Source organism: Geodermatophilus sp. SMS 5-13 (assembly GCF_059428245.1).
In genome coordinates, this window is the sequence record NZ_CP165729.1 from 1431121 (window position 1) to 1453934 (window position 22814).

Annotated in this window: 26 protein-coding genes; 10 read left to right on the forward strand and 16 right to left on the reverse strand. The window is 74.1% G+C overall.

Annotated elements, in window-relative coordinates:
• Positions 1 to 23 precede the first annotated feature (23 nt).
• Positions 24 to 329: a hypothetical protein gene (locus AB3388_RS07095; protein WP_495410058.1), complete on the reverse strand. Its 306-nt coding sequence runs from the start codon at positions 327 to 329 to the stop codon at positions 24 to 26.
• Positions 330 to 544: 215 nt separating this feature from the next.
• Between AB3388_RS07095 and AB3388_RS07100 the strand changes: the two genes are divergently transcribed.
• From AB3388_RS07100 to AB3388_RS07115, 4 genes are all read left to right on the forward strand, one after another.
• Complete coding sequence (locus tag AB3388_RS07100; protein WP_495410059.1) at positions 545 to 1393, forward strand: formate/nitrite transporter family protein; 849 nt, start codon at positions 545 to 547, stop codon at positions 1391 to 1393.
• 173 nt (positions 1394 to 1566) lie between these two features.
• On the forward strand, positions 1567 to 2142 hold the full coding sequence (locus AB3388_RS07105) for a cupredoxin domain-containing protein (protein ID WP_495410060.1): 576 nt from the start codon (positions 1567 to 1569) through the stop codon (positions 2140 to 2142).
• Between the two features lie 375 nt (positions 2143 to 2517).
• A complete protein-coding gene (locus tag AB3388_RS07110; RefSeq protein ID WP_495410061.1) occupies positions 2518 to 2928 on the forward strand; it encodes a hypothetical protein in 411 nt (136 codons plus the stop codon).
• A 4-nt stretch (positions 2929 to 2932) separates the two neighbouring features.
• Positions 2933 to 3478, forward strand: a complete 546-nt coding sequence (locus AB3388_RS07115; protein WP_495410062.1) for a hypothetical protein — start codon at positions 2933 to 2935, stop codon at positions 3476 to 3478.
• Positions 3479 to 3509: 31 nt separating this feature from the next.
• Here the strand turns inward: AB3388_RS07115 and AB3388_RS07120 are convergent, their stop codons facing one another.
• From AB3388_RS07120 to AB3388_RS07160, 9 genes are all read right to left on the reverse strand, one after another.
• Positions 3510 to 3932, reverse strand: a complete 423-nt coding sequence (locus AB3388_RS07120) for a cupin domain-containing protein (RefSeq protein ID WP_495410063.1) — start codon at positions 3930 to 3932, stop codon at positions 3510 to 3512.
• 8 nt (positions 3933 to 3940) lie between these two features.
• Complete coding sequence (locus AB3388_RS07125) at positions 3941 to 4348, reverse strand: nuclear transport factor 2 family protein (RefSeq protein WP_495410064.1); 408 nt, start codon at positions 4346 to 4348, stop codon at positions 3941 to 3943.
• Positions 4345 to 4797 carry a DUF7144 family membrane protein gene (locus tag AB3388_RS07130; RefSeq protein WP_495410065.1) on the reverse strand — a complete coding sequence of 151 codons (453 nt, stop codon included), beginning with the start codon at positions 4795 to 4797 and terminating at the stop codon, positions 4345 to 4347. The genes AB3388_RS07125 and AB3388_RS07130 overlap by 4 nt, the downstream gene beginning before the upstream one ends.
• A 147-nt stretch (positions 4798 to 4944) precedes the next feature.
• Positions 4945 to 7548: a bifunctional FO biosynthesis protein CofGH gene (locus AB3388_RS07135; protein ID WP_495410066.1), complete on the reverse strand. Its 2604-nt coding sequence runs from the start codon at positions 7546 to 7548 to the stop codon at positions 4945 to 4947.
• Between the two features lie 16 nt (positions 7549 to 7564).
• On the reverse strand, positions 7565 to 8392 hold the full coding sequence (locus AB3388_RS07140) for an ABC transporter permease subunit (protein ID WP_495411442.1): 828 nt from the start codon (positions 8390 to 8392) through the stop codon (positions 7565 to 7567).
• Between the two features lie 5 nt (positions 8393 to 8397).
• Entirely contained in the window at positions 8398 to 9360 is a 963-nt protein-coding gene (locus AB3388_RS07145) for an ABC transporter ATP-binding protein (RefSeq protein ID WP_495410067.1), read from the reverse strand.
• A gap of 2 nt (positions 9361 to 9362) precedes the next feature.
• A complete protein-coding gene (locus AB3388_RS07150; protein ID WP_495410068.1) occupies positions 9363 to 10448 on the reverse strand; it encodes a hypothetical protein in 1086 nt (361 codons plus the stop codon).
• Positions 10432 to 10944, reverse strand: coding sequence for a sigma-70 family RNA polymerase sigma factor (locus AB3388_RS07155; RefSeq protein WP_495410069.1), 513 nt, complete (start codon positions 10942 to 10944; stop codon positions 10432 to 10434). The genes AB3388_RS07150 and AB3388_RS07155 overlap by 17 nt, the downstream gene beginning before the upstream one ends.
• A 90-nt stretch (positions 10945 to 11034) precedes the next feature.
• Entirely contained in the window at positions 11035 to 11544 is a 510-nt protein-coding gene (locus AB3388_RS07160) for a flavin reductase family protein (protein ID WP_495410070.1), read from the reverse strand.
• A gap of 35 nt (positions 11545 to 11579) precedes the next feature.
• Here AB3388_RS07160 and AB3388_RS07165 point away from each other — a divergent pair, with 35 nt between their 5' ends.
• Both AB3388_RS07165 and AB3388_RS07170 read left to right on the forward strand, forming a co-directional pair.
• Positions 11580 to 13004 (forward strand): dihydrolipoyl dehydrogenase family protein, encoded by a 1425-nt coding sequence (locus tag AB3388_RS07165; RefSeq protein WP_495410071.1) that lies wholly within the window; start codon positions 11580 to 11582, stop codon positions 13002 to 13004.
• Between the two features lie 4 nt (positions 13005 to 13008).
• The gene (locus tag AB3388_RS07170) at positions 13009 to 13935 is read left to right on the forward strand and encodes an NAD(+)/NADH kinase (protein ID WP_495410072.1); all 927 of its coding nucleotides are present in this window, start codon (positions 13009 to 13011) and stop codon (positions 13933 to 13935) included.
• Positions 13936 to 13938: 3 nt separating this feature from the next.
• Here the strand turns inward: AB3388_RS07170 and AB3388_RS07175 are convergent, their stop codons facing one another.
• The 4 genes from AB3388_RS07175 to AB3388_RS07190 all read right to left on the reverse strand — a co-directional run bounded on the left by AB3388_RS07175 (position 13939) and on the right by AB3388_RS07190 (position 17200).
• Positions 13939 to 14466 carry an NUDIX domain-containing protein gene (locus tag AB3388_RS07175; protein ID WP_495410073.1) on the reverse strand — a complete coding sequence of 176 codons (528 nt, stop codon included), beginning with the start codon at positions 14464 to 14466 and terminating at the stop codon, positions 13939 to 13941.
• 13 nt (positions 14467 to 14479) lie between these two features.
• Positions 14480 to 15079, reverse strand: coding sequence for a class I SAM-dependent methyltransferase (locus AB3388_RS07180; RefSeq protein ID WP_495410074.1), 600 nt, complete (start codon positions 15077 to 15079; stop codon positions 14480 to 14482).
• Between the two features lie 333 nt (positions 15080 to 15412).
• A complete protein-coding gene (locus tag AB3388_RS07185) occupies positions 15413 to 16012 on the reverse strand; it encodes a hypothetical protein (protein WP_495410075.1) in 600 nt (199 codons plus the stop codon).
• Positions 16013 to 16414: 402 nt separating this feature from the next.
• Positions 16415 to 17200, reverse strand: a complete 786-nt coding sequence (locus AB3388_RS07190; protein ID WP_495410076.1) for a transglutaminase-like domain-containing protein — start codon at positions 17198 to 17200, stop codon at positions 16415 to 16417.
• Positions 17201 to 17259: 59 nt separating this feature from the next.
• Between AB3388_RS07190 and AB3388_RS07195 the strand changes: the two genes are divergently transcribed.
• On the forward strand, positions 17260 to 18060 hold the full coding sequence (locus tag AB3388_RS07195; RefSeq protein WP_495410077.1) for an SGNH/GDSL hydrolase family protein: 801 nt from the start codon (positions 17260 to 17262) through the stop codon (positions 18058 to 18060).
• Here the strand turns inward: AB3388_RS07195 and AB3388_RS07200 are convergent.
• Entirely contained in the window at positions 18057 to 18716 is a 660-nt protein-coding gene (locus tag AB3388_RS07200; protein ID WP_495410078.1) for a GNAT family N-acetyltransferase, read from the reverse strand. The two genes, AB3388_RS07195 and AB3388_RS07200, sit on opposite strands and share 4 nt — an antisense overlap.
• Before the next feature lie 90 nt (positions 18717 to 18806).
• On the opposite strand from AB3388_RS07200, the gene AB3388_RS07205 reads away from it, so the two are divergent.
• Positions 18807 to 19337 (forward strand): DinB family protein, encoded by a 531-nt coding sequence (locus AB3388_RS07205; RefSeq protein WP_495410079.1) that lies wholly within the window; start codon positions 18807 to 18809, stop codon positions 19335 to 19337.
• An 11-nt stretch (positions 19338 to 19348) separates the two neighbouring features.
• Positions 19349 to 19528, forward strand: a complete 180-nt coding sequence (locus AB3388_RS07210; protein ID WP_495410080.1) for a DUF1272 domain-containing protein — start codon at positions 19349 to 19351, stop codon at positions 19526 to 19528.
• 6 nt (positions 19529 to 19534) lie between these two features.
• On the opposite strand, the gene AB3388_RS07215 is transcribed toward AB3388_RS07210, so the two are convergent.
• Positions 19535 to 21568 carry a putative bifunctional diguanylate cyclase/phosphodiesterase gene (locus tag AB3388_RS07215; protein WP_495410081.1) on the reverse strand — a complete coding sequence of 678 codons (2034 nt, stop codon included), beginning with the start codon at positions 21566 to 21568 and terminating at the stop codon, positions 19535 to 19537.
• Between the two features lie 211 nt (positions 21569 to 21779).
• On the opposite strand from AB3388_RS07215, the gene AB3388_RS07220 reads away from it, so the two are divergent.
• Positions 21780 to 22814 (forward strand): LLM class flavin-dependent oxidoreductase, encoded by a 1035-nt coding sequence (locus AB3388_RS07220; RefSeq protein WP_495410082.1) that lies wholly within the window; start codon positions 21780 to 21782, stop codon positions 22812 to 22814.

Genomic DNA, 22814 nt, shown 5'->3' on the forward strand with positions numbered 1-22814 from the left:
GGATGCGCGCCACGGGCGCAGCCTCAGTCCCCGGATCTGAGGGACGTCGGGAGGCCGTTGCCGGCCAGGTGCTCGCGCAGCTCCGCGGCGATCCTGCGGCGGCGGTCCGCGCGTTCGTGGAACACCGCGGCCAGTGCCGGGTTGTCCGACCGGTCCGCCCGGCGGTCCAGCAGGGCCGCCGTCTCGAGGTGCACGGCCAGGCGCCGCAGGTTGTCGAGGATCTCGTGGCGCGCCGGTCCGAGGTGGTTCGCGGACGGACCGACGGGCAGGCGGGGTGCGCCGTCGTTCCGCGCGTGCGGCGTGAGCTCGACGAGGCGGGTGGGAATCACCGTGGGGTGCCCTTTCGCAGGGGGTTCTCCGGCCTTCGGGGATGAAGACGACGGACGGCGCCGGGGATGACGTGGCGCAGGTGCGGCGCCCGCGCCCCGGATCGGCCGCACGGCCGCGTCATGCAGCCGCGGTGAAGGCGTCACGGTCGCCGCCGCCGAGCCGGAACCGGACCGCCCACCCATACTGGCGCTGCTGCCGAGGCCGGGGAGGCTTCATGACCGCTCGGGAACCGCAGGAGATGGCGCAGGTCGCCACCGACGTCGGGGCCAAGAAGGTCCACCGCACGTGGGACCGCGTGCTGGTCAGCTCCTTCCTCGCCGGCGCGTACATCTCCTTCGGGGCGCTGGTCGCGATCACCGTGTCCTCCGGGCTGGACCCCGGCACCTGGGGCACGCTGCCGACCCTCTTCATGGGCGCCGCCTTCACCCTCGGCCTGGTGCTCGTGCTGATCGCCGGCTCCGACCTCGCGACCGGCAACATGATGCTGGTCCCGCTCAGCGCGATGCGCGGCAAGATCACCGGCAGCGACGTCGTCCGCAACCTGACGCTGGTGCTGCTCGGCAACCTGCTGGGTGCGCTGTTCGTGGCCTTCTTCCTGGCCGTGCAGACCGGGGTGATCGGGGACGCCCACTCCTCCGGCAACGCCGCCCTCACCTACGACCGGCTGGCCGCCATCGCCGAGGGCAAGGCGCTGCACGAGTCGGGGTGGCAGATCTTCCTGCGCGCGATCGGCTGCAACTGGCTGGTGTGCCTCGCGGTCTGGATGTCGCTCGCGGCGCAGTCGGTGTCGGGCAAGATCCTGGCGATCTTCTTCCCGATCATGGCGTTCGTCGCGATGGGCTTCGACCACGTCGTCGCGAACATGTTCTTCCTGCCGGCGGCGATGTTCGCCGGCGTCCCGGGCATCGGGTGGGGGCCGACCCTGGAGAACTGGCTGTTCGCGGGCCTGGGCAACGTGGTCGGCGCCGTCGTCTTCGTGGCGACGTCCTACTGGTACCTGTTCCTCCGAGACCAGCCCGACAAGGCGCCGGCCACGCGGCCGGAGCCCGCCGAGCGGGCCTGAGGCGCGCGCCCGGGCAGCGACGCGTCCAGGCGCACTGCACGCAGGGTGGCGGCGCGCTCCCCGGTGTCCAGCATGCCTGCATGAACTCTCCAGCGAGTCTCCCGGCGACCGCCAGCAAGGCCCTAGCTTCGCGCCCGTCCGTGTGATCTGGGTCACATCAGGGAGGGCGGGAAATGAGGCTGCACGGGAAGCTGCTGATCGGGGCGGTCGTCGCCCTGACCGTGCTCGGGGTCTCGGGGGTGGCCCAGGCGGGTGACGGTGGCAGGGGGCACGACCGGGAAGTGGTCAAGATGAAGGACGACTGCGACCCCAGGACGTTCAACGCGGCCATCGGGCCGGGCACGTGCGTCGGCCACGGCGACACCACGTTCCAGGAGTTCCTCGACCAGCTGGGGCGGCTCAACGAGGCCCCCGCGTGGCGCTTCAGCCCTCGGTACCTGCGCATCGACGAGGGGGATGTCCTCGTGGCCAAGAACGTCGGCGGCGAGGAGCACACCTTCACCCCGGTGAGGCACTTCGGTGGCGGCTGCGTGCCTCCGGTGGAGGACGCGCTCAAGCACCCGGAGCCGACCGTTCCCGAGTGCAAGGACGAGGCGCTGCTCGATGACACCTCCGCGGCACCGGGCGGTCTTGTGACGTTCGACGACCTGGCGCGGGGCAAGCACCGCTTCGAGTGCCTCATCCACCCGTGGATGAGGACGGTGGTCGTGGTCCGGGGTGACCACCACCACGGCGGGCATCACCACTGATCCGCAGCGGGCGGGGCGGTCGCGTGTCGCGGCCGCCCCGCTTCTTCATGCTGGCCAGCCTGTTTGTGACGCAGGTCACGCGGGTAAGTCGCCTCGCTGCCCCATGAAGGGCGCAGACGCAGGAGGTGCGGCATGGAACGCCAGAGCGACCTCAGCACTGAAGATCTCGCGCAGCCCGGAACCGCCCGACACCGCGAGGACGCCGCTCCCGGGGGCGGCACAGCGACCGGGGAGGAGAGCCTGCCGGGTGCCCGAGGCCCGGCCGGCGAAGGTCCGGAAGCCGGGCCCGGCGGCCGGTCGGAGCAGCAACCCGGCGACCAGGGGTCGATGCCGCCCGGCGACCAACGGGGGATGCCTGCCGGCGACCAACGGGGGATGCCTGCCGGCGACCAGCCGGACAGGCCGGCCGGCGGCCAGCCGGAGACGTCGGCCGGCGGCCAGGCGGCGACGACCGAGCGGACGGCGGGCACGGGGGCGGCGACCGAGCGGACGGGGGACACGGGGGCCGGCGACTCCGATGTCGCGCTGCTGAACCCCGCGGACGAGGACCGGTTCCGCCAGCGGTGGCGGGACATCCAGGCCCGCTTCGTCGACGACCCGAAGGACGCCGTCCAGAACGCCGACGGGCTGGTGGCCGAGCTGATGCAGTCGATGGCCCAGGGCTTCAGCGAGCACAAGGGGCGGCTGGAGTCCCAGTGGCAGGGCGGCGGGGACGCCGACACCGAGGACCTGCGCCAGGCGCTGCAGCGCTACCGGTCGTTCTTCGACCGGCTGCTGAGGACGTGACGCCATGACCGCGCTGATCATCGTTCTCGTCGTGCTGGTCCTGCTGGGCGTCGCGGTCGCCGTGGCGTGGCCCCGCATGCGCAGCAAGCGGTTGCAGCAGACGTTCGGCCCCGAGTACGAGCGCACGGTCGACACCACCGGCGACCGCCGGGAGGCCGAGCGCGACCTCCAGGACCGCACGGAGCGCCGCAAGGAGCTCGAGATCCGGCCGCTGGACCCCGGCGCCCGCAACGCCTACGCCCAGCGCTGGCGCAGCGCGCAGGAGCGCTTCGTCGACGCGCCGACGCAGGCCGTCGGGGACGCCGACCTGCTGGTCCAGGAGGTGATGCGCGACCGCGGGTACCCGGTCGGGGACTTCGACCAGCAGGCGCGGGACGTCTCGGTCGACCACGCCGGGGTGGTGTCGGAGTACCACGCCGCGCACGAGATCTCGGAGCTCAACGGTCGCGGCGAGGCCTCGACCGAGCAGCTTCGGGAGGCGATGGTGCACTACCGCACGCTGTTCGCCGAGCTGCTGGAGGAGGGCGACACCGCCGGCTCCCGCGGCTGACCCGCACGGCAGGAGGCAGGAGGCGGTCGCGTCAGCCGTCGTCCCCGGGGACGAGTCCTCCGGGGAGGTTGACGACGATCGCTTCCTGGCTGCTGCGGGCGATGACGACGACCGCCTCCTCGTCGCCCGGGTTCTCCTCGCGGTGCGGCGTCCACGGCGGGACGAAGACGTAGTCGCCCGGCTCGGGGGTCAGCCGGACCTCGCGGCCGTCCCGGGCGAAGACGAACACCGGGTGGCCGGAGACGACGTAGATCGCCGTCTCGGAGTCGCCGTGGTGGTGGTTGCCGGAGTTGGCACCGGCGCCCACGTGCGTCTGTCCCATCCACAGCTTCTCGGAGCCGACGGTCTTCCCCGACACGGCCTCGCGCCGGACCATGCCACCGGTCTGCGCGGTGTCGCCCGACAGCTCTGTGGCCGCGACGTGCCGCAGGGGCTGGTGCCAGTCGTCGGCCACGGTTCTCCTCAGGCTCGGCTGCCGTCGGCGCGGATCAGGACGCGGCCGTCGGCATCGGTGACGGTGTAGTGGATGGTCTGCGCGCGGATCGACCCGTCCTCGATCAGGTAGGAGTCTGCACCGTCGGGGATCCGGTAGGGCCCGGCGTCCACCGTCCACTCCAGGAACGCCATGCGGCCCTCGACCTGCGTCGACAGGTAGGTCCAGCGGCCGCTGGGGATCTCCTCGTAGAGCTGGCGCGCGAGCTCGCGGACGCCGTCGTGACCGCGGAACACGCCGCGGCCGGTCAGCACGACGACGTCCGCGGCGACGTTGCGGGCCAGGTCCTCCTCGACCGCGCCCTCGTCGGCGAGGCGCAGGTGGTCGTCGAGCACCTCGCGGGTGGTCCGCGTCCGCAGCTCGAGGGACGGCGTCACGCGCCGGTGAACCCGGTGGTCCGGTCGTTGCCGCGCTTGTCGGGCACCTCACCGCCGTGCACGCAGATCGCGTAGATGAAGACGACGTCCAGCACGATCACGGTCAGGGCGTACACCGGGGCGGCGGACAGGAACGCGAGGTTCGTCACCGCGCTCAGTCCCGCGGCACCGACGCCGATCACGCGCGCGAGCTTGTTGCGGTTGAGGACCCCGACCCCGGTGCCGATCAGCACGAGCCCCAGGATCAGGTGGATCCAGCCCCAGGTCGAGTAGTCCAGGTGCAGGACCGTGCCGCGTGGCCCGACGAGGTACTTCTCGGGCTCGGTGATCGCGACCAGGCCCTCGATCACGTGCACGACACCGACCAGGGCGATCATGATGCCGGCGAAGGTGACCCAGCCTGCCCACGCCGAGGGAGGCGGCGCCGGCGGTGGCACCACATCGCCCACGGCGGGTTCCCTGGATCCGGGGCCGTACGTGCCCGGCGCCGGCTCGGTGGGTTGTCTGCTCTCGGACATGGCCATCCCCCTGTCAGGTTCCGGCCAGCCTCGCGAAGCGGCGCCGGGGCGGCCTCGCCCCGGCAGGATGAGTACGGCTCAGACCGGGGTGATGGACAGGGTGAGCGCGCGGCGGCCTTCCTCGGACCGGGCGGTGCGCAGCCGCTCCTCGGACGGCGTGCCGTACTCGGTGGTGCGCTGCCGCGCCGGCCGGCCGATGGATGCCGCCAGCGCCTCGAGCTCGGCGATGGTCTTCAGCGAGCCGTTCTCGCTGCCGGCCATCCGGCTGATCGTCTCCTCCATCAGCGTGCCGCCGAGGTCGTTGGCGCCGCCCTGGAGCACCGCCTTCGTGCCGGCCTCGGCGAGCTTGACCCAGCTCGTCTGGATGTTGGGGATCCGCCCGTGCAGCAGCAGCCGGGCGACCGCGTGCAGTGCCCGGTTCTCCCGCACCGTGGGGCCGGGCCGGGCGACGCCGGCCAGGTAGATCGGCGCGTTGTGGTGCACGAACGGCAGCAGCACGAATTCGGTGAATCCGCCGGTCTCGTCCTGCTGGCGGGCCAGCGTGCGCAGGTGGGCGACCCAGTGCGCCGGGGTGTCGACGTGGCCGTACATCATCGTCGACGTCGTCGGGATGCCCACCCGGTGCGCGGTGCCGATGATCTCCAGCCAGGTCGCCGTCGGCAGCTTGCCCTTGGTGAGCACCCAGCGGACGTCGTCGTCGAGGATCTCCGCCGCCGTCCCCGGGACCGAGCCGAGGCCGGCCTCCTTGAGCCCGGTGAGGAAGTCGGTGAACGACAGCCCCGTGCGGGCCGCGCCGTTGACGATCTCCATGGGGGAGAAGGCGTGCAGGTGGATGCCGGGCTGGCGCTGCTTCACCTCGCGGGCCAGGTCGAAGTAGGCGGTGCCGGGCAGGTCGGGGTGGATGCCGCCCTGCATGCAGATCTCGGTCGCGCCTGCCGCCCAGGCCTGGTCGACGCGGTCGCCGACCTGCTGCATCGACAGCGTGTAGGCGTCGGCGTCGGTGCGCCGCTGGGCGAACGCGCAGAACCGGCAGCCGGTGTAGCAGACGTTGGTGAAGTTGATGTTCCGGTTCACGACGTAGGTGACGTCGTCGCCGTTGACCTCCCGGCGCAGCGCGTCGGCCACCGCGGCCAGCGCGTCGAGGTCCGGGCCGTCCGCGCCCAGCAGCGCGAGGTACTCGGCGTCCGACAGCCCGGCCGGGTCGGCCTCGGCGTGCCGCAGGGCCGCCCGCACCTCGGGGTCGCCGACGGCGAGCGCGGTGGAGTGCCCGTCCCGGGCCGACTCGGTGCGTGAGCGGAGGTCCGCCCAGTCGCCGTAGACGGCGTCGAAGTCGCTGCGCCGGTCGCCGGTGCGGCCGACGGTGTCGATCTCCACGTGCAGATCCGTCCGCCCGGACGACGTCCACGCCTCGTCCGGCTCCTGCCACGGGAGCCCGGCCGGCACCCGCCCCTCGACCGCGAGCCCGTCGGGCCCGGCCAGCGCGAAGACGTGCGGCCGCACCCGCGGGTCCAGCCACGGCTCGGGCTGGGTCACGTACGGCGGCTGGGCGGCGAGCCGCTCGCGCAGCGTGTAGCCGGCCTCGGCGGTGAGCGCGGCCAGCTTGTCGATGTTCGGCCACGGCCGCTCAGGGTTGACGTGGTCCGGCGTCAGCGGCGAGACCCCGCCCCAGTCGTCGACCCCGGCGCGGATCAGCAGGCCCAGCTCGGTGGAGTCGGACAGGTTCGGCGGCGCCTGCACCCGCGCCTTCGGGCCCAGCAGCAGCCGGCTGACGGCTACCGACGCGACGTACTCCTGCAGCTCCAGGTCGTCGTGCGCGGCCATCGCCGTCCGGGGCTTGGCCCGGAAGTTCTGGACGATGACCTCCTGCACGTGCCCGTGCCGCTGGTGCGCCGCCCGGATGGCGCCGATCGCCTCGACCCGTTCGGCGTAGTTCTCGCCGATGCCCAGCAGCACGCCGGTGGTGAAGGGGACGGCGGAGCGGCCGGCGTCCTCCAGCACCCGCAGCCGGACGGCGGGCTCCTTGTCGGGCGACCCGAAGTGCGGGCCGCCGGGCTCGGACCACAGCCGGGTCGCCGTCGTCTCCAGCATCATGCCCATCGACGCCGCGACCGGCTTGAGCCGCTGGATCTCCTCCCACGACAGCACGCCGGGGTTGAGGTGCGGCAGCAGGCCGGTCTCCTCCAGCACCCGGATCGCCATCGCCCGCAGGTAGCCCAGCGTGGAGTCGAAGCCGTGCGCGTGCAGCCATTCGGCCGCGACCGGCCAGCGCTCCTCGGGCCGGTCACCGAGGGTGAACAGCGCCTCCTTGCAGCCCAGGGCCGCGCCGGCGCGGGCGATCTCCAGCACCTCGTCGGGGGACAGGTACGGCGCCTTGCCGGCCTTGCGCAGCTGCCCCGGCGTCGTCACGAACGTGCAGTAGTGGCAACGGTCGCGGCACAGGTGGGTCAGCGGGATGAACACCTTGCGGCTGTAGGTCACGATGCCGGGCCGCCCGGCCGAGGCCAGGCCCGCGTCGCGCACCCGCGAGGCGGCGGTCAGCAGCCGGTCGAGCGGGTCGCCTTCGCCCAGCCCGCGGGCGTGCAGCAGGGTCTCCGCCTCGGTGGCGTCCAGCCGCACGCCGCGCTCGGCACGGGTCAGCGCACGGCGCAGGGCGGAGTCCGAGGGGGTCAGCGGCGCGTTCATCGCCCCCGACGCTAGTTCAGACGTCGCGGCGCGTGAACGACAGCGCCGCGAGGCCGCCGATCAGCAGCACCCAGACGACCACCCACGCGAGGTAGGCGCCGCTCAACGGGGCGGTGCCGAAGAACGGCGAACCGCGGTCGAGCCCGGCGACGCGCAGCAGCGAGGAGTCCTGGAACGCGTACATCGCGCCGTGCCACAGCCCGTCCGTGGGCAGCAGCACCCGCGAGATGGTGCCGACCCGCGCGACGCCCTCGTTGCCGAGCACGTCGCCGACGCTGCCGACGACGCCCGCGATCCAGGTCGCGCCGAACAGGCCGACGGCGACGATCCCCGACGCCATGGGCGAGATGACGGTGGCCAGCAGCAGGGTCAGGGTGAGCAGGACCGCCGTCTGGACGGCGAGCAGCAGCAGGCCGATGACCGGGTCGGGCGGCCAGTAGCCGATCGTCACCTGCACGACGACGAACTCCGCCAGCCCGGCGACGGCGACGAACGCGCTGCCGAACGCCACCAGGCCGAGCCATTTGCCTGCCAGGACGGTGCTGCGCCGCACCGGCCGCGCGAGGATCGCCAGGGCCATGCCCGACTCCACCTCGCCGGAGAGCGTCGGCCCGGCCAGGAAGGCCGTGCCGAGGGCCGCGATGAGGCTGAGACCGAACATCACCAGGTTGAGCACCTGCGCCGCGACCAGCCGGGACTCACCGCTGGTCAGGTCGCCGAGCTCGACGGAGAGCTTGGCGAAGCCCCAGGCCGAGAGGCCCAGGAGGGCGAGGGTGAGCACGGCGAGCGCACGCAGCACCTTGCGCCGCGACGCCTCGCGCAGCGTCAGCGCCGCGACGGTCATGACGGTCACGGGGTGTCCTCCTCGTGCCGCAGGATGCCCAGGAGCCGTTCCTCGAGGCTGATCCGGCCCGGCTCGACGGCGTGCACCCGCACGCCCAGAGCGACCAGATCGGCGATCAGATCGGGCACGGTCGCATCGCCTTCCGCGGGGAGCGCGACGGTGAACTCGTCGCCGCTGCGCGACATCCGCCCGGTGGCGGCCATCCGGGCCTCGGCCGCGGCGGTCACCGCACCGAGGCGCAGACGGAGCTCCCGCTGGCCGAGCAGCTCGGCCAGCGTGCCGCTCGCGGCGACCCGGCCCTTGTCGAGGATCACCACGCGGTCGCACACCCGCTCCACCTCGCCGATGAGGTGCGAGTTGAGCAGCACCGCGACCCCGCGCTCCTTGAGGGAGAGCACGATGTCGCGGACGTCGGCCCGCCCGAGCGGGTCGAGCGCGCTGGTCGGCTCGTCGAGGACGACGAGCTCCGGGCGGGCGACCAGCGCGACGGCGAGGCCGAGCCGCTGCTGCATGCCCTTGGAGAAGCCGCCCACGCGGTCACCGGCCCGCTCGGCCAGCCCGACCAGGGCGAGGACGGCCCGCTGCTCGGCGGCGGGCACCCGCGCCCCGGCCAGCCGGACGTGCAGCGCGAGCACCTCGGCCGCGGTCAGCCACGGCTGGTACCGGAAGAGCTCGGGCAGGTAGCCGACCCGCTCCCGGGCCCGCGGCTCCCGCGCCCGCCGGCCGAGCAGCAGCACCTCGCCGTCGTCGGGGCGCACCAGCCCGAGCAGCATCTTGATGACGCTGGTCTTCCCGGCGCCGTTGGGGCCGAGCAGGCCGACCACCTCGCCGCGGCCGACGGCGAAGGAGACGTCGTCGACCGCGGTCCGCCGTCCGTACCGCTTGCGCAGCCCCGAGCACCAGACCGCCGGGGACGGCGGCAGCTCGGCCAGCAGCTGCTCGGCGGCCGCGACGGTGGTGCTGTCCACCGTCAGCGCAGGTCCCGCGCGATGGTGAGGACCTCGTCCTCGGTCAGCGAGCCGGCGACGCCGGTGACGACGCCGTCCTCCACCCAGACCACGCCGGTGATGCTGCCGTCGCGCGTGGCCACGACCGTGGCCGGGTGGCCGGCGACCTCGGCGGGCGACGTCGTCGCGAACTGCGCCGGGATCGGCAGCGGGAGCGTGGTGCCGTCACCGGTGAAGCTGCGCAGCTGGGTGGCGATGTCCTCGGGCAGACCGGGCAGGGAGAGGAGGAAGTCCCGCGCGGTCTCGAAGGGAACGCCGGAGGAGAAGGCCGTGGGCGCGGTGACCCGGGCGACGACCAGCGCCGGTGCGCCCGAGGAGCTCTGCCAGATTTCGGCCACCCCCGGCCCGGCGACGAGCCGGAACCGGCTGCCGTCCAGCCCCGCCGGGACCGCCGGCAGCTCCTCGCCGGCCGCGGCGGCGGCCTGCGCGACCTTGGCGGCGGAGAAGGTGAACTCGGCGACGAGCTGGCCGCCCACGGCGTACCGCGGCTCGCCGGTCACGCCGCCGGGCAGCGCGTCGACCTCCGGGACGTCGAGGCCGGAGGCCTCCTCGGCGGCCGCGGCGCCGGCCACGTCGTGCACATCGGGCTCGGCGACGACCTGCAGATCGCCGTAGTCGGAGAGGTCCGGCAGCGCCACGAGGTCGGTGGTCTGCACCTCGACCGGTGCCACCTGCTCGGTGCGGAAGATCTGCAGCCAGTCCGCGGCCGCCGCGGCACCGGCGCCGCCGAGGATCACCGCGACCCCGAGGGCGGCCACGAGCGGGCTGCGCAGCGGCGAGCGCCGGCGGCGGGCCGGTGCGGGGACGGCGGCCCGGGCGGGCGCCTGGGCGGCGGAGAACCGCCGCCAGGCCAGGTCGACGTCGGGCGCCGTCTCGTAGGACAGCGCGGCCGTGGCGGCCGCGGCGTCCTCCCGGGCGGTGGCCAGGCCGAGCAGGCAGGTGGGGCAGCCGGCGACGTGCGCGCGGTCGTCGTCGGGGACGCCGGCCGGCTCGTCGACCAGGCGGCGCAGCGTGCCGTCGGCCGGGTGTCGGTCAGTCAGTCGACGCATCGGTGCTCAACTCCTTGCGCAGGGCGGATTCGGCGCGCCGCACGGTGGTGCCGACGCTGCCGGGGGAGAGGTCGAGGGCGGCCGCCACGTCGGCGTAGCTCAGCCCGCTGTGCCGCAGCACGAGAGCGACGGCCTGCTTGCGCGGCAGCCGGGCGAGCGCGGCGCGCACGCGGCTGCGCTCCTCGCGGACGACGACGTCGTCGGCGATGTCGGGGGTGATCGGGTGGCCGTCGATCGCGGCCTCCTCGCGGGCCGCGCGGCGGCGGCCCGAGCGGAGGTGGTTCAGGGCGGTGTGGGCCGCGGCGACCGCCAGCCAGCGCGGCGCCTCGCCGGCCGGGACCGTGGTGCGGCCGAAGGCCAGGAAGACCTCCTGGGCGACGTCCTCGGCCTCGTCGCGGGAGCCCAGAACGCGGGCGGCGACACCGACCACCCCCGGGTAGCCGGTACGGAAGACCTGTTCGAGATCGGCCCGCACCGCGCTCCGGGGAGCGGTCACGGCCGTGCTCCTGCGGGCGGGGGTGCGCACCGCGGCGACGACATCCACATCTCTACAGCACCGCCGGCGCCCGGAATGTGACACCGGGCCTCATCGACCGGCGAGATCCCCCTTCTCGTCGACGTAGCGGCCGCGCAGCCGCACCAGCGGGCGGGCACCCGGGTTGAGCACCGGGACCGCCTCGACCTCGAGCAGCGCGAGCAGGTGGTCGCCGGCCTCGACCAGCCGGTCCACCCGGCAGTCCAGGGCGGCCAGGCCGTCGCGGAGCACGATCGCGCCGCTGCCGTCCGCGCGGGTCCACGGCACCGACTCCAGCAGGTGCCGGGCGCTGGGCCGCCCGGCCGAGGAGAACCGGCTGGCCACGATGGCGTGCTCGGCCGCCAGCACGGTCACCGCGCAGCGGCCGACCGCGCCGAGCAGCTCGGCCGGGTAGCCGTCGGCGGCGAGCCCGACCGCGATCAGCGGCGGCGCGGCGGACACGCTCATGACCGAGCTGACCGTCGTCCCCACGTCGTCGATGTCGTCCTGCAGCGTCAGCAGGCAGACCCCGGCGGCGTACTGCCGGAGGGCGGCGGCGAACTCGTCCGAATCGACCGGCATGGCGGCCAGTCGACCACACCGTCAGGATGGGCCGGGTGAGCAGCGCAGGGGAGCACACCGTCGACGTCGTCGTGGTCGGCGGTGGGTCGACCGGCGAGAACGTCGCCGACGTCGTCGTCAGGGGCGGGCTGTCCGCCGTGCTCGTGGAGGCCGAGCTGGTCGGCGGCGACTGCTCCTACTGGGCGTGCATCCCGAGCAAGGCGCTGCTGCGCGGGCCGGAGGTGCTCGGCGAGGCGCGCGCGGTCCGCGGCGCGGCGGCCGCGGTGACCGGGCAGCTCGACGTGGCGGAGACCTTGGCCCGGCGCAGCTCGTTCACCGGGGACGGCGACGACACCGGCCAGGTCAGCTGGGTGGAGGGCGCCGGGATCACCCTGCTGCGCGGCACCGGCCGGCTGGACGGCGAGCGGACCGTCGTGGTCACCGCCGCTGACGGCGCCGAGACACGGCTGACCGCCCGGCACGCGGTGGCGCTGTGCACCGGCTCGTCGGCCGCCATCCCGCCGATCGACGGGCTGCGCGAGATCTCGCCGTGGACGCCCCGCGAGGCGACCAGCGCCCAGGACGTGCCCGGCCGGCTGATCGTGATCGGCGGGGGAGTGGTCGGCTGCGAGATGGCCACCGCGTGGCGGGCGCTGGGCTCGACGGTGACCGTGATCGAGCTCGCCGACCGCCTGCTGGCGACGCTCGAGCCCGCCGCCGGGGAGGCGGTGGCGGCCTCGCTCAAGGACGCGGGCGTCGACGTCCGGACCGGGGTCGAGGTCATCGCCGCCCGGCGGGAGGACGGCGAGGTGGTCATCACCACCGAGGCCGGCCAGGTGCGCGGCGACGAGGTGCTGGTCGCGGTCGGCCGCCGGGCCCGCACCGCGGACCTCGGCCTGGAGGCCGTGGGCCTAGACGGCGGGAAGTACCTCGACGTCGACGACTCGCTGCAGGTCGAGGGCGTGCCGTGGCTCTACGGGGTCGGCGACGTCAACGGCCGCCGGCTGCTCACCCACATGGGCAAGTACCAGGCCCGGCAGGCCGGCGCCGCGATCGTCGCCCGCGCCCGCGGCGAGGAGGTCTCGCTGGCCGACTGGTCGCCGTTCGTGGCCACGGCCGACCACGTGGCGACGCCGTCCGTCGTCTTCACCGATCCGCAGGTGGCGAGCGTCGGACGGACCGCCGCGGAGGCGGAGAGGGCCGGCCTGCCGCACCGGGTCGTCGAGTACGACCTCGGGCACGTCGCCGGGGCGTCGCTGTTCGCCGACGGCTACCAGGGCAGGGCGATCGCCGTGGTCGACACCGAGCGCCAGGTGCTCCTCGGCGTGACGCTGATCGGGCCGGCGGTCGGCGAGCTGATCCACGCGGCGACCGTCGCGGTCGTCGGGGAGGTGCCGATCGCCCGCCTGTGGCACGCCGTCCCGTCGTTCCCGACGATCAGCGAGATCTGGCTGCGGCTGCTCGAGACCTACCGCGGCTGACGCCATGGTGCTCGCGCCCCGGATGGGCCTGGTCCTGCACCCGCGCCGCGACTGCGCGGGGGCGGTCGGCCAGGTGGTGGCCTGGACGTCGACCCACGGGGTCGAGCTCCTCGCCGTCGCCGACGACGTCGCCCGGCTCGGGTTGGCCGGTGTCACAGCGGTGACGCGTGACGAGCTCGCGGCGACCACCGAGGGGCTGATCGCGCTCGGTGGCGACGGCACGCTGCTCGGCGCGATGCGGCTCGTCGCCGAGCGGCCGGTGCCGGTGCTCGGGGTCAACTTCGGCCGGCTGGGCTTTCTCGCCGAGGTCGAGGGAGCGGAGCTGGACGCGGCGCTCGAGGCGATGGCCGAGGGGCGGGCGACCACCGAGAGCCGCAGCTGCCTGGTGGTGCGGCACGGGTCCGCCGAGCAGCTGGCGTTCAACGACGCCGTCCTGGCCCGCGTCCCGGGCGCCGGTCTGGTCGGGGCGACCATGTCCGTGGCGGGGCAGCCGTACGGGCACTACACGTGCGACGCCCTGATCCTGGCCACGCCCATGGGGTCGACGGCGTACAACTACGCGGCGGGCGGGCCGGTGGTCAGCCCCAGCGCGGCGGGGGTGCTGGTGACGCCGTCGGCGCCGCTGAACGGGATCGCGCGCAGCCTGCTGCTCGGGCCGGCCGAGGGGCTGACCCTCGAGCTGACCGCGGGGCCGCCGGCCGTCGAGCTCGACGGGGTGCTCACCGGCCGGCTGGAGCCGGGTGCCGTGGTCGAGGTGTCGCTGCGGCCGGACGCCGGCCGGCTGGTGCGCATCGAGGGCTCGCTGGCCGCGGCGCGCAGCCGGGTGAAGCTGTCGCTGCTGGACCTGCCGGTGCTGCCGCAGGAGCTGCTCGAGCTGCTCCCGGCCGACCTCCGCCGGCGGCTCGGTCAGCCCGACGCCCCGTCGACCTGATGCTCACTCCCGGTCGAGCAGGAGCAACGCGTAGGCGGCGACCGAGGGACCGTCGGGGAACCGGCCGTCGCGGATCCGCGCCCGCAGCTCCTCCTCGGCCAGGAACGTGCAGGTCATGTCCGCCTCGGTGGCCTCCCGGGCGGTCGGCCCGGGGGTGAGGTCGGTGGCCAGCCAGACGTCGAACTCCTGCGTCGACAGGCCCGGTGCGAGGTCGAGATGGCCGAGCCGGCGCAGCGTGCCGGCGCGCAGCCCGGTCTCCTCGGCGAGCTCGGCGCGGGCCAGCTCCTCCGGGGTGCCGCTCGCGCCGTGCGTCCACGTGCCCTGCGGGAAGCCGGGCACCCGGCGGCCGACGGGCAGGCGGAACTCCTCGACCACCCAGAAGCCGTCCCGCTCGAAGGGCAGGACCAGGGCGAAGTGCGGCTTCTCGACCACGCCGTAGACGCCGGCCGAGCCGTCGGCGTGCTCGATCGCGTCCTCGCGCACCCGGATCCACGGGTTGCGGTAGACCTCCCGGCTGCTCGTCGTCCGCACGCCGCCCACCCTGTCAGACGGCCTGGACCCGGGTGATCGTCGCCAGCCAGGCCGGCGCGCCGTCGTCGTGGAACCTCGTCTCGACGCGCTCGGGTTCGATGGCGGCGACCCGCCAGCCGGTGCCGCGGTGAAATGCCGCGCGCAGGTCGTCCCGACTGACGGGGTGCGGGCCGGTGTCGGTGCCCTCGTCGCTGAAGCACAGCACGTAGAGAGTCCCGCCCTGCCCGGTCACCGACGCCAGACTCGCCACGTACTGCGGGCGCTCGGCGGCGTCGAAGGTGTGGAACAGCCCGCAGTCCAGCACCGTCTCGAACCGGCGCCCCAGCCGCTCCAGGTGCAGCGCGTCAACCGCGGCGAACTCGACCTCGATGCCGCGCTCGTCCGCCTTCTGCCGGGCGATCGCCAGCGCCGTCTCGGCGACGTCGACGCCCAGCACCGGGGCGCCCAGTGAGGCGACGTGGAGCGCGTTGTCGCCGGTCCCGCAGCCCGCGTCGAGCACCGATCCGGTGAATCCGCCCGCGGATGCCACCCGCACGACCGCCGGCTGCGGCCGGCCGAGGTCCCACGGCGCGGGGCCCTCGGCGTACGACGCATCCCAGGGCAGCCCCGTCATGCGTTCGTGACTGGTCGGAGGCCGGTCACCGGATCGATCGTCGGCACGGGTTCCTGACACCGCCATCTCCTTCCTGCTGCGTGTGGCGTGCCGGTATGCGGACATGTCGATGTGCCGACATGTCCTCTCATGGTCAGGCGGGGGGAGGGGGCATGCAGCGCCAGGTCGGGGACTGCCGCCGGCCGGCCACCCGACTCGTCGGACTTCCCGATGGAGTTCCGGGGCCGATTCCGCCTTGCAATTGCGCCAGTGGAGATCTCCCGCGGCAGGCCGAATCCCTTCGGCTCCTTGGCGTCCGGGGCCCGAGGGGCCTCGCGCTCGCCACAACGGTGCTCAGCGGAGTTCCGATATCGCTTGCTTTATCTCGGCGGCGGCGGGCAATTCTATGACCCCCGCCACGACCGCGCGGCGCAAGATGTCGCCCGACAAGATTCCCCGGCGAACTCCTTGACCGGCAAGAGCGAGCGACAGCGCCGTGCCGACCAGTCCCCACACGAGACCTGCGCGAGATCCCACGATCCAGAACAGTGCTATCAGAGGTGGAGCAATGTTCACTCTGAACGCCGCTTCGGCGGACAAGCGATCGTATTCGCCATACAGGGACTGACTGGCGACCAACAACCTGGTTCGCAGGTATTCACGGCTCGGGGATCGGTCCAGCTCATCTCTCAGCTCGCGAGCCCGGTCCTCACCGAGTCGCGACTCGAGATCATTCACCTGCCTCCGCAGCCTGGACAGGAGTTCCTGGTACTCGTCCCGGGCGACCCTCCTTGCTTGCATGTCTGGGCGAACGGCATCCAGGAGACGGGTGGCGACCCGTCCTTCCAAGGGAAATGAAAGAAGGGCGCCGACCAGATACGCCGCAAATGATATGGCCACGAGGAGGGCCCCTTCTCCCACGACGGTTCCCAGATCGAAGAGGGCGGCAACCAAGCCACCCCCTGTGGGTCGACTCCTCGGCACGCGGTCGGCATACAGCAACCACGCCACAAGTAGCCACAAGTAGCCCACGGCCAGTGGGGTTCGCACGTCCCTCAAACCCGGAAGGAGACTCGCCAGCAAAGGTTGTCTCCCTCCTCGACTTCGGAAGGCGCTGTTGTGGCTGACTCGCAGGTCACCCCGCGGGCGAAATGCAGTCGCTCGGCAAGAACCGTGTCTGCGGACAGTGCCGACCAGGGGGGCATCCTAACAACGGGCGAGGTTGGCGCAGGTGGTCTGCTGGCCGCGGCGTGGTCGTGGTCGGCCCGGCCGGCCGCCGTCAGGGCTGGGGCGGGTGCGGTCGCGAATCCGGAGCCGTTGCGCGCAGCAGCAGGTCCCCCGAAATGGTCCGGGGACTCAGGGCAGCGGGAACGGGGTGTCGTCCGGAGTGGGCAGGTCGCCGTCGGCGGTCGCCGTCACCGTCATCTCCCCGAACGTGGCGACGCCGCCGAGCAGGGTGAGAAACGCCGTGTCGGCCGCGTCGCGGCCGGAGCAGATCCGCACCAGGGACGACGTCGGCGCGAGCCGGGTGGCGTCGACGACGCACCAGGTGCCGTCGACGTCGGCCTCGACGACGGCGTGGAAGTCCATCGGGTCCAGGCCCGGCGCGTAGACGGCGACCAGCCGCGCCGGCACCTCCAGCGCCCGCAGCAGCGTGATCGTGAGGTGCGCGTAGTCGCGGCACACCCCCCGCCCGGCCAGCAGCGTGTCGACGGCGGTGTCGACCGGCCGGCTGGCGCCGGAGGTGTAGGTCAGCCGGCCGTGGACCCAGTCGGCGACGGCGCGCACCTGTTCGCCGCGCGGGAGACCCGTGTCGAACTCCGAGCTCGCGAACCCTTCCAGCTGGTCGGAGGGGCAGTACCGGCTGGGGCGCAGGGCCGTCGCCCACTCGGCCGGCGTCACCGGACGCGGGGTGCCGACGGACGCCGCCGAGGCCGTGTAGGCGATCGTCGTGTGGCCGGCCGGCAGATGCAGCCGGTGCACCCGGGCGCCGTCCACCGCGAACTCCGAGGGCTCGACCGGCCGGCCGTCGGTGAGCACGGTGAGCGTCTCGTCGACCGGCGCGGCGACGGCGACCTGCAGCAGCGCCGTCGCCGGGGCGGAGGAGTCGACGGTCAGCGAGGCGGCGACGTCGATGCGCATGCGGGCATCGTGTCCGCGATCCGGCCCGCGCACCCTGTGTGCTCGGTCACCGTGGTGAAGTGGTTGCCGTGCGAAACGGTTCGTGGCGGCGCTACATCGCCCTCGGCGACTCCTTCACCGAGGGGCTCTCCGACCCCGACCAGGCGCGGCCCGGCGAGTTCCGCGGCTGGGCCGACCGGCTCGCCGAGCACCTCGCGGCCGCCGCCCCCGTGCACGACGTGGAGTACGCGAACCTGGCGATCCGCGGCCGGCTGGTCCGGCAGGTGATCGACGAGCAGCTCCCCGTCGCCCTGGCGGCCGACCCCGACCTGGTCAGCCTGGTGGCCGGCGGCAACGACCTGCTGCGTCCCGGCGGCGACCCGGACGCGCTCGCGGCCCTGATCGAGGACGCCGTCGGGAAGCTCCGGGCGACCGGCGCCGACGTGCTGCTGGCCACCGGGGTCGACGTCCGGCAGACCCCGATCATCCGTCGGATCCGCGGCCGGGTCGCCGTCTTCAACGCCAACCTCTGGTCGATCGCCGCCCGCCACGACGCCGTCGTCCTCGACCAGTGGGGCGCGGCCTGGCTGCAGGACTGGCGGTTGTGGGACGCCGACCGGATCCACCTGACCGCCGAGGGGCACCGCCGCGTGGCGCTGGCCGCCGCCGCCGCGCTCGGCGTGCCCGTCGCCGGCGACGGCGACTGGGCCGTCCCGCTGCCGCCGCAGCCGCCGCGGCCGTTCCGGGCCGCGGTGGGCGAGGAGGCCGCCTGGGTGCGCGGCTTCGTCGCTCCGTGGATCGGGCGGCGGCTGCGCGGCACGTCGTCCGGCGACGGGCGGGCGGCGAAGCGGCCGGTGCCGCTCGCGCTGCCGCGCGCCTAGAGCCGCGCCCGGAGGCCCTCGCGGACCGTCGGCCACTCCTCGGCGACGACGCTGAACAGCACGGTGTCGCGCACGCTGCCGTCGGCCCGCCGCTGGTAGCGGCGCAGCGTGCCCTCGTATTGGGCGCCGAGCCGGGCGATCGCCTGCTGGGAGCGCACGTTGCGGACGTCGGTCTTCAGCTGCACCCGGCCCGCGCCGAGCACCTCGAAGGCGTGCCCGAGCAGCAGGAGCTTCGTCTCCGGGTTGACGGTGGTGGCCCACACGGCCGGCGCGTAGGTGGTGAACCCGATCTCCAGGCGGGCATCGGGCACGGAGACCTCGAGGTAGGACGACATCCCGGCGACCGCGCCCTCCGGCAGCCCGCCCACCGGCCGGGCCAGCCGCACCAGCCACGGCAGCCGGCCGCCGGCTATCGCCGCGGTCAGCACGCCCGCGAGGTCGTCGGCGTCCGTCGGCCGCCCCGCCACGTGCCGCCAGACCGTGTCGTCGTCGAGCGCTGCGAACAGCTCCGCGGCGTCCCGCTCGGGGACGACGGGCGTGAGGACGACGGCGCCCCCGCGCAGGGCGGTGTCCGCGTCCGGCGGCCAGGTCATGGCCGGCCACGGACCGTCCCCGGGCCGCGGATCGGCGATGGCGGCGAAGCGCTCGGCGGTCACCGGGACAGCAGACCACGATGGCAGGAACGACGCGGTCGGTGTCATGCCTGCCACTCGTGGACGGCGAGGCGGCGCGGCAGGCTCGTCGCCATGAGCACGATCGTCCGGGTCGCGGCGCCCGAGGCCCGGTTGTTGCTGGCCCAGCAGCGGCGGGTGGCCGCCGTCCTCACCGACCTGCCCGACGCCGGCTGGCAGGCACGGCTCGGCCGCCGGGCCCGCCGCGCCCTCGTGCGCACCGGCCACTTTCCCGAGTACGCCGGCGAGCTCGACTGGACGCCGCTGCAGGTCGCCGGCCACCTGCGGGACTCGGCCCGCGTCTTCACCGACCGGCTCCGGCGGCTGCTGGCCGGCGACCCCACGCCCCTGGCCGACTTCGACCCCCTCGCGTCCGCACGAGTCGCCGGTTACGCGGCCGTGCCCCGTGCGGTGCTGCTCAGCGGGCTGCACGACGCGCAGCTGACCCTGCACTCCACGGTCGCGGCCGTGACCCCGGACGACCGCGGCCGGACCGGCCGGCGGGACGGCGGGGAGCCGGTCGCGGTCGCCGAGCTGCTGCGGTTCCTGCCGGCGCACCAGGCCGACCACGCCGCCCAGCTCGAAGTCCTCACCGGCCGGGGCTGACCGTGCTCGAGATGCGCGCGCAGTGCGAGCGGTGCGCCCGGCCGCTGCCGCCGGACGCCGAGGCGACCATCTGCGTCTACGAGTGCACCTTCTGCGTCCCCTGCGCCGAGGCGATGGCCGGCGTCTGCCCGAACTGCTCGGGCGAGCTGGTCCGCCGTCCCCGCGCGGGCACAGTGCCGCGCCCCGCCTGAAGCGGCTCAGTCCTCGGTCTCGTCGGGCTGGGCGTCGAAGAGCTCCCCGGTCGGGGTCTCGACCAGCTCCTCCGCCGGCTCCGCGCGGCGCGGCGCCGGGAACGGCAGCACGTCGGCGGGCGCCCCGTCGTCCTCGTCGTCGTCCTCGACACCGAAGACGCCGGCGAGGTCACCGGTCAGGTCGTCGGTCTCGTGGCCGACCGGCGCGGCGGGCCGCAGCTCCGGGTACCCGCCGGCCAGCAGCTCCGGGGTGTCCTCGACGGTCTCCGCGGCCGGGGCCTCGGTCACCTCGTCGATGAGCACCTCGGCCGGGCTGGGCAGCGGCGCGGGGCGGCCGAAGGCGAAGCCCTGGGCCATCGCGCAGCCGTGCCGCAGCAGCCAGTCGGCCTGGTCGAGGTCCTCGATGCCCTCGGCGATGACCTGCAGGCCCATGCCGCGGCCGAGCTGCAGCAGGCCGTGCACCAGCGCCGCGGTCGACGGCTCGTGGACGACGTCGGCGACGAAGGAGCGGTCGATCTTGACGGTGTGGATCGGCAGCCGGTGCAGCGCGGTGATCGCCGAGTAGCCGGTGCCGAAGTCGTCGAGCGCCAGGGTCACGCCGGCCTCGGTGACCACGGCCACCGAGTGCAGCGTCGCCTCGGCGGCGAACAGCGCGGTGGACTCGGTGATCTCCAGCTCGAGCCGCTCCGGCGCCAGGCCGGACTCCGCCAGCGCCTCCGACACCAGCTCGCTGAAGCCGTCCTCGGCGAGGTGGCGGGCGGAGATGTTGACGTGCACCCGCAGCTCCGAGGGCCAGGTCGCCGCGTCGTGGCAGGCCTGCCGCAGCACCCAGGCGCCCAGCTTGGAGGTGAGCCGGTTGTTCTCCGCCGCGTCGAGGAAGGCGCCGGGCGGCAGGAGCCCGCGGCTGGGGTGCTGCCAGCGGATCAGCGCCTCGTAGCCGAGCAGCGTCTCGTCGGCCAGGTGCACGATCGGCTGGTAGAACAGCCGCAGCTCCTCGTTGTCGAGCGCGTGCCGCAGGTCGGTCTCCAGCTGCAGCGCGTCGATCTCGCTGCTGGACAGCGCGCCCTCGTGCACCTCGATCCGCGCCCGGCTGCCGTCGGCCTTGGCGCGGGTGAGCGCGCTCTGCGCCTGCCGCAGCAGGTCGTCGGGGGTCATGTCGTTGCCGAGCGTGAGTCCGACGCTCGCCGACAGCGTGATCTCGCGGTCGCCCACCACGAACGGCTCGTCGAGCACCGACAGCAGCCGGTCGGCGAGCGCGCGCAGCCCCTCGAGGTCCTCGACGTCCTCGGCGACGACGAGGAACTCGTCGGCCCCCAGGCGGACGGCGGTGTCCTCGACCCGCGTGCTCCACCGCAGCCGGTCGGCCACCTGCGAGAGCAGCAGGTCGCCGGCCTCGTGGCCGAGCGCCTCGTTGACCGCCTTGAACCGGTCGATGTTCAGGTGGACCAGGCCGACCTGCAGGCCCCGGCGGCGGGAGAGCGCGACCGCGTGGCGCAGCCGGTCGGTGAGGGCGCGGCGGTTGGGCAGCCCGGTCAGCGGGTCGGTGAACGCGCGGCGGACGAGGTCCTCCTCGGCCCGCCGCCGGTCGGTCACGTCGACCAGCGAGAGGACGACGAACTGCGGCTCCCCGGTCGTGTGGCGGACGACGTCGTGCGCCTGGACCACCCACAGCTCGGTGCCGTCGGAGCGGCGCAGCCGGCGCTCGCCGTCCAGGAGCAGGTTCGGGTCGAGCCCCTCCTCGCCGGGCGCCGGGAGCACGTTGAGCTCGGTCACCGGCGGGTCGTCCGGGTGGGCCAGCAGGTCCACGTGCCGGCCGGTGAGCTCCTCGACGGTGCGGCCGGTCAGCCCGCACATCACCGGGTTGGCCACGAGGATGTGCCCGTCGAGGTCGACCAGCGCCTTGGCGATGGGCGCGCCGAGGAAGAGCGCCTGGAACAGCTGGCCGCGGTCGGCGAGCAGGGTGTCGATCGCCCGGAGCCGCTGGCCGGCGCCGGGCGTCCCGGCCGGGTTCCGCGGCATGCCGCGTGCAGGGAGGCTCACCCGAACAGGGTCGGGCATGCACGCTCCGAAATGGCGGAACCTGCTGACGGAGAGTCGTGTTCGAGTCGCTACACACGGTGATGACTGCCCGGCATGTCTGCTGGGGCTCGTCAAGGTCCGCCAAGGCGGGGCCCCGGAATGGGCAGCCCTGCACCTCGGGAATCCCGCGCCCGGCGCCGGCGCTGGCACCCGGTGACGAGAGGGAAGCTCCATGGACAAGAAGATCGGTTTTCTCAGCTTCGGGCACTGGCAGCCCATCCCGGGCTCTGCGGTGCGGACGGCGCGCGACGCGCTGGTGCAGTCGGTCGAGCTCGCGGTCGCCGCGGAGGAGCTCGGCGTCGACGGCGCGTTCGTGCGCGTGCACCACTTCGCCCGCCAGCTGGCCTCCCCGTTCCCGCTGCTGACCGCGATGGCCGTGCGGACGTCGCGGATCGAGGTCGGCACCGGCGTCATCGACATGCGCTACGAGAACCCGCTGTACATGGCCGAGGAGGCCGCGGCCGCCGACCTGCTCAGCGACGGCCGGCTGCAGCTCGGCGTCAGCCGCGGGTCACCCGAGACGGCGCTGCGGGGGGCAGAGGCCTTCGGCTACGTGCCGCCTTCGAGGTCCGACGACGGCGAGCTGGCCCGGGAGAAGACCGCGCTGTTCCGCGCCGCGATCGCCGGCGCATCCGTGGTGGACGCCGACCCGCGGATGACCGGCGGCGTGACCGGCCGGCTGGCGATCCAGCCGCAGGCGCCAGGCCTCGCCGACCGCATCTGGTGGGGCTCCGGCACCCGCGCCACGGCGGTGTGGACCGCGGAGCAGGGGATGAACCTGATGAGCTCCACGCTGCTGAGCGAGGACACCGGCGTCCCCTTCGACGAGCTGCAGGCCGAGCAGATCGCGCTCTTCCGGTCCGCCTGGGCCGACGCCGGCTGGGAGCGCGAGCCGCGCGTCTCGGTCAGCCGCAGCGTCATGCCGCTGGTCACCGACACCGACCGGATGTACTTCGGCGACCGCTCGGAGAGCTCCGACCAGGTCGGGCTGCTCGAGGGCGTGCGGGCGCGGTTCGGCAAGAGCTACGTCGGCGAGCCCGACGAGCTCGCCGAGGAGCTGGCCAAGGACGCCGCCGTGCGCGAGGCCGACACGCTGCTGCTCACCGTGCCGAACATGCTCGGCGTCGACTACAACGTGCACCTGCTCGAGACGATCACGAAGCACGTGGCGCCGGCCATCGGCTGGGTGCACCCCGACCGGCGCTGA

Bases quoted from the DNA above. Each gene is read 5' to 3' on its own strand.
- AB3388_RS07100 (WP_495410059.1), top strand. From the start codon at position 545: ATGACCGCTCGGGAACCGCAGGAGATGGCGCAGGTCGCCACCGACGTC.
- AB3388_RS07105 (WP_495410060.1), top strand. From the start codon at position 1,567: ATGAGGCTGCACGGGAAGCTGCTGATCGGGGCGGTCGTCGCCCTGACC.
- AB3388_RS07110 (WP_495410061.1), top strand. From the start codon at position 2,518: ATGCCTGCCGGCGACCAGCCGGACAGGCCGGCCGGCGGCCAGCCGGAG.
- AB3388_RS07115 (WP_495410062.1), top strand. From the start codon at position 2,933: ATGACCGCGCTGATCATCGTTCTCGTCGTGCTGGTCCTGCTGGGCGTC.
- AB3388_RS07135 (WP_495410066.1), bottom strand. From the start codon at position 7,548: ATGAACGCGCCGCTGACCCCCTCGGACTCCGCCCTGCGCCGTGCGCTG.
- AB3388_RS07140 (WP_495411442.1), bottom strand. From the start codon at position 8,392: ATGACCGTCGCGGCGCTGACGCTGCGCGAGGCGTCGCGGCGCAAGGTG.
- AB3388_RS07150 (WP_495410068.1), bottom strand. From the start codon at position 10,448: ATGCGTCGACTGACTGACCGACACCCGGCCGACGGCACGCTGCGCCGC.
- AB3388_RS07160 (WP_495410070.1), bottom strand. From the start codon at position 11,544: ATGCCGGTCGATTCGGACGAGTTCGCCGCCGCCCTCCGGCAGTACGCC.
- AB3388_RS07170 (WP_495410072.1), top strand. From the start codon at position 13,009: ATGGTGCTCGCGCCCCGGATGGGCCTGGTCCTGCACCCGCGCCGCGAC.
- AB3388_RS07180 (WP_495410074.1), bottom strand. From the start codon at position 15,079: ATGACGGGGCTGCCCTGGGATGCGTCGTACGCCGAGGGCCCCGCGCCG.
- AB3388_RS07190 (WP_495410076.1), bottom strand. From the start codon at position 17,200: ATGCGCATCGACGTCGCCGCCTCGCTGACCGTCGACTCCTCCGCCCCG.
- AB3388_RS07205 (WP_495410079.1), top strand. From the start codon at position 18,807: ATGAGCACGATCGTCCGGGTCGCGGCGCCCGAGGCCCGGTTGTTGCTG.
- AB3388_RS07210 (WP_495410080.1), top strand. From the start codon at position 19,349: ATGCGCGCGCAGTGCGAGCGGTGCGCCCGGCCGCTGCCGCCGGACGCC.
- AB3388_RS07220 (WP_495410082.1), top strand. From the start codon at position 21,780: ATGGACAAGAAGATCGGTTTTCTCAGCTTCGGGCACTGGCAGCCCATC.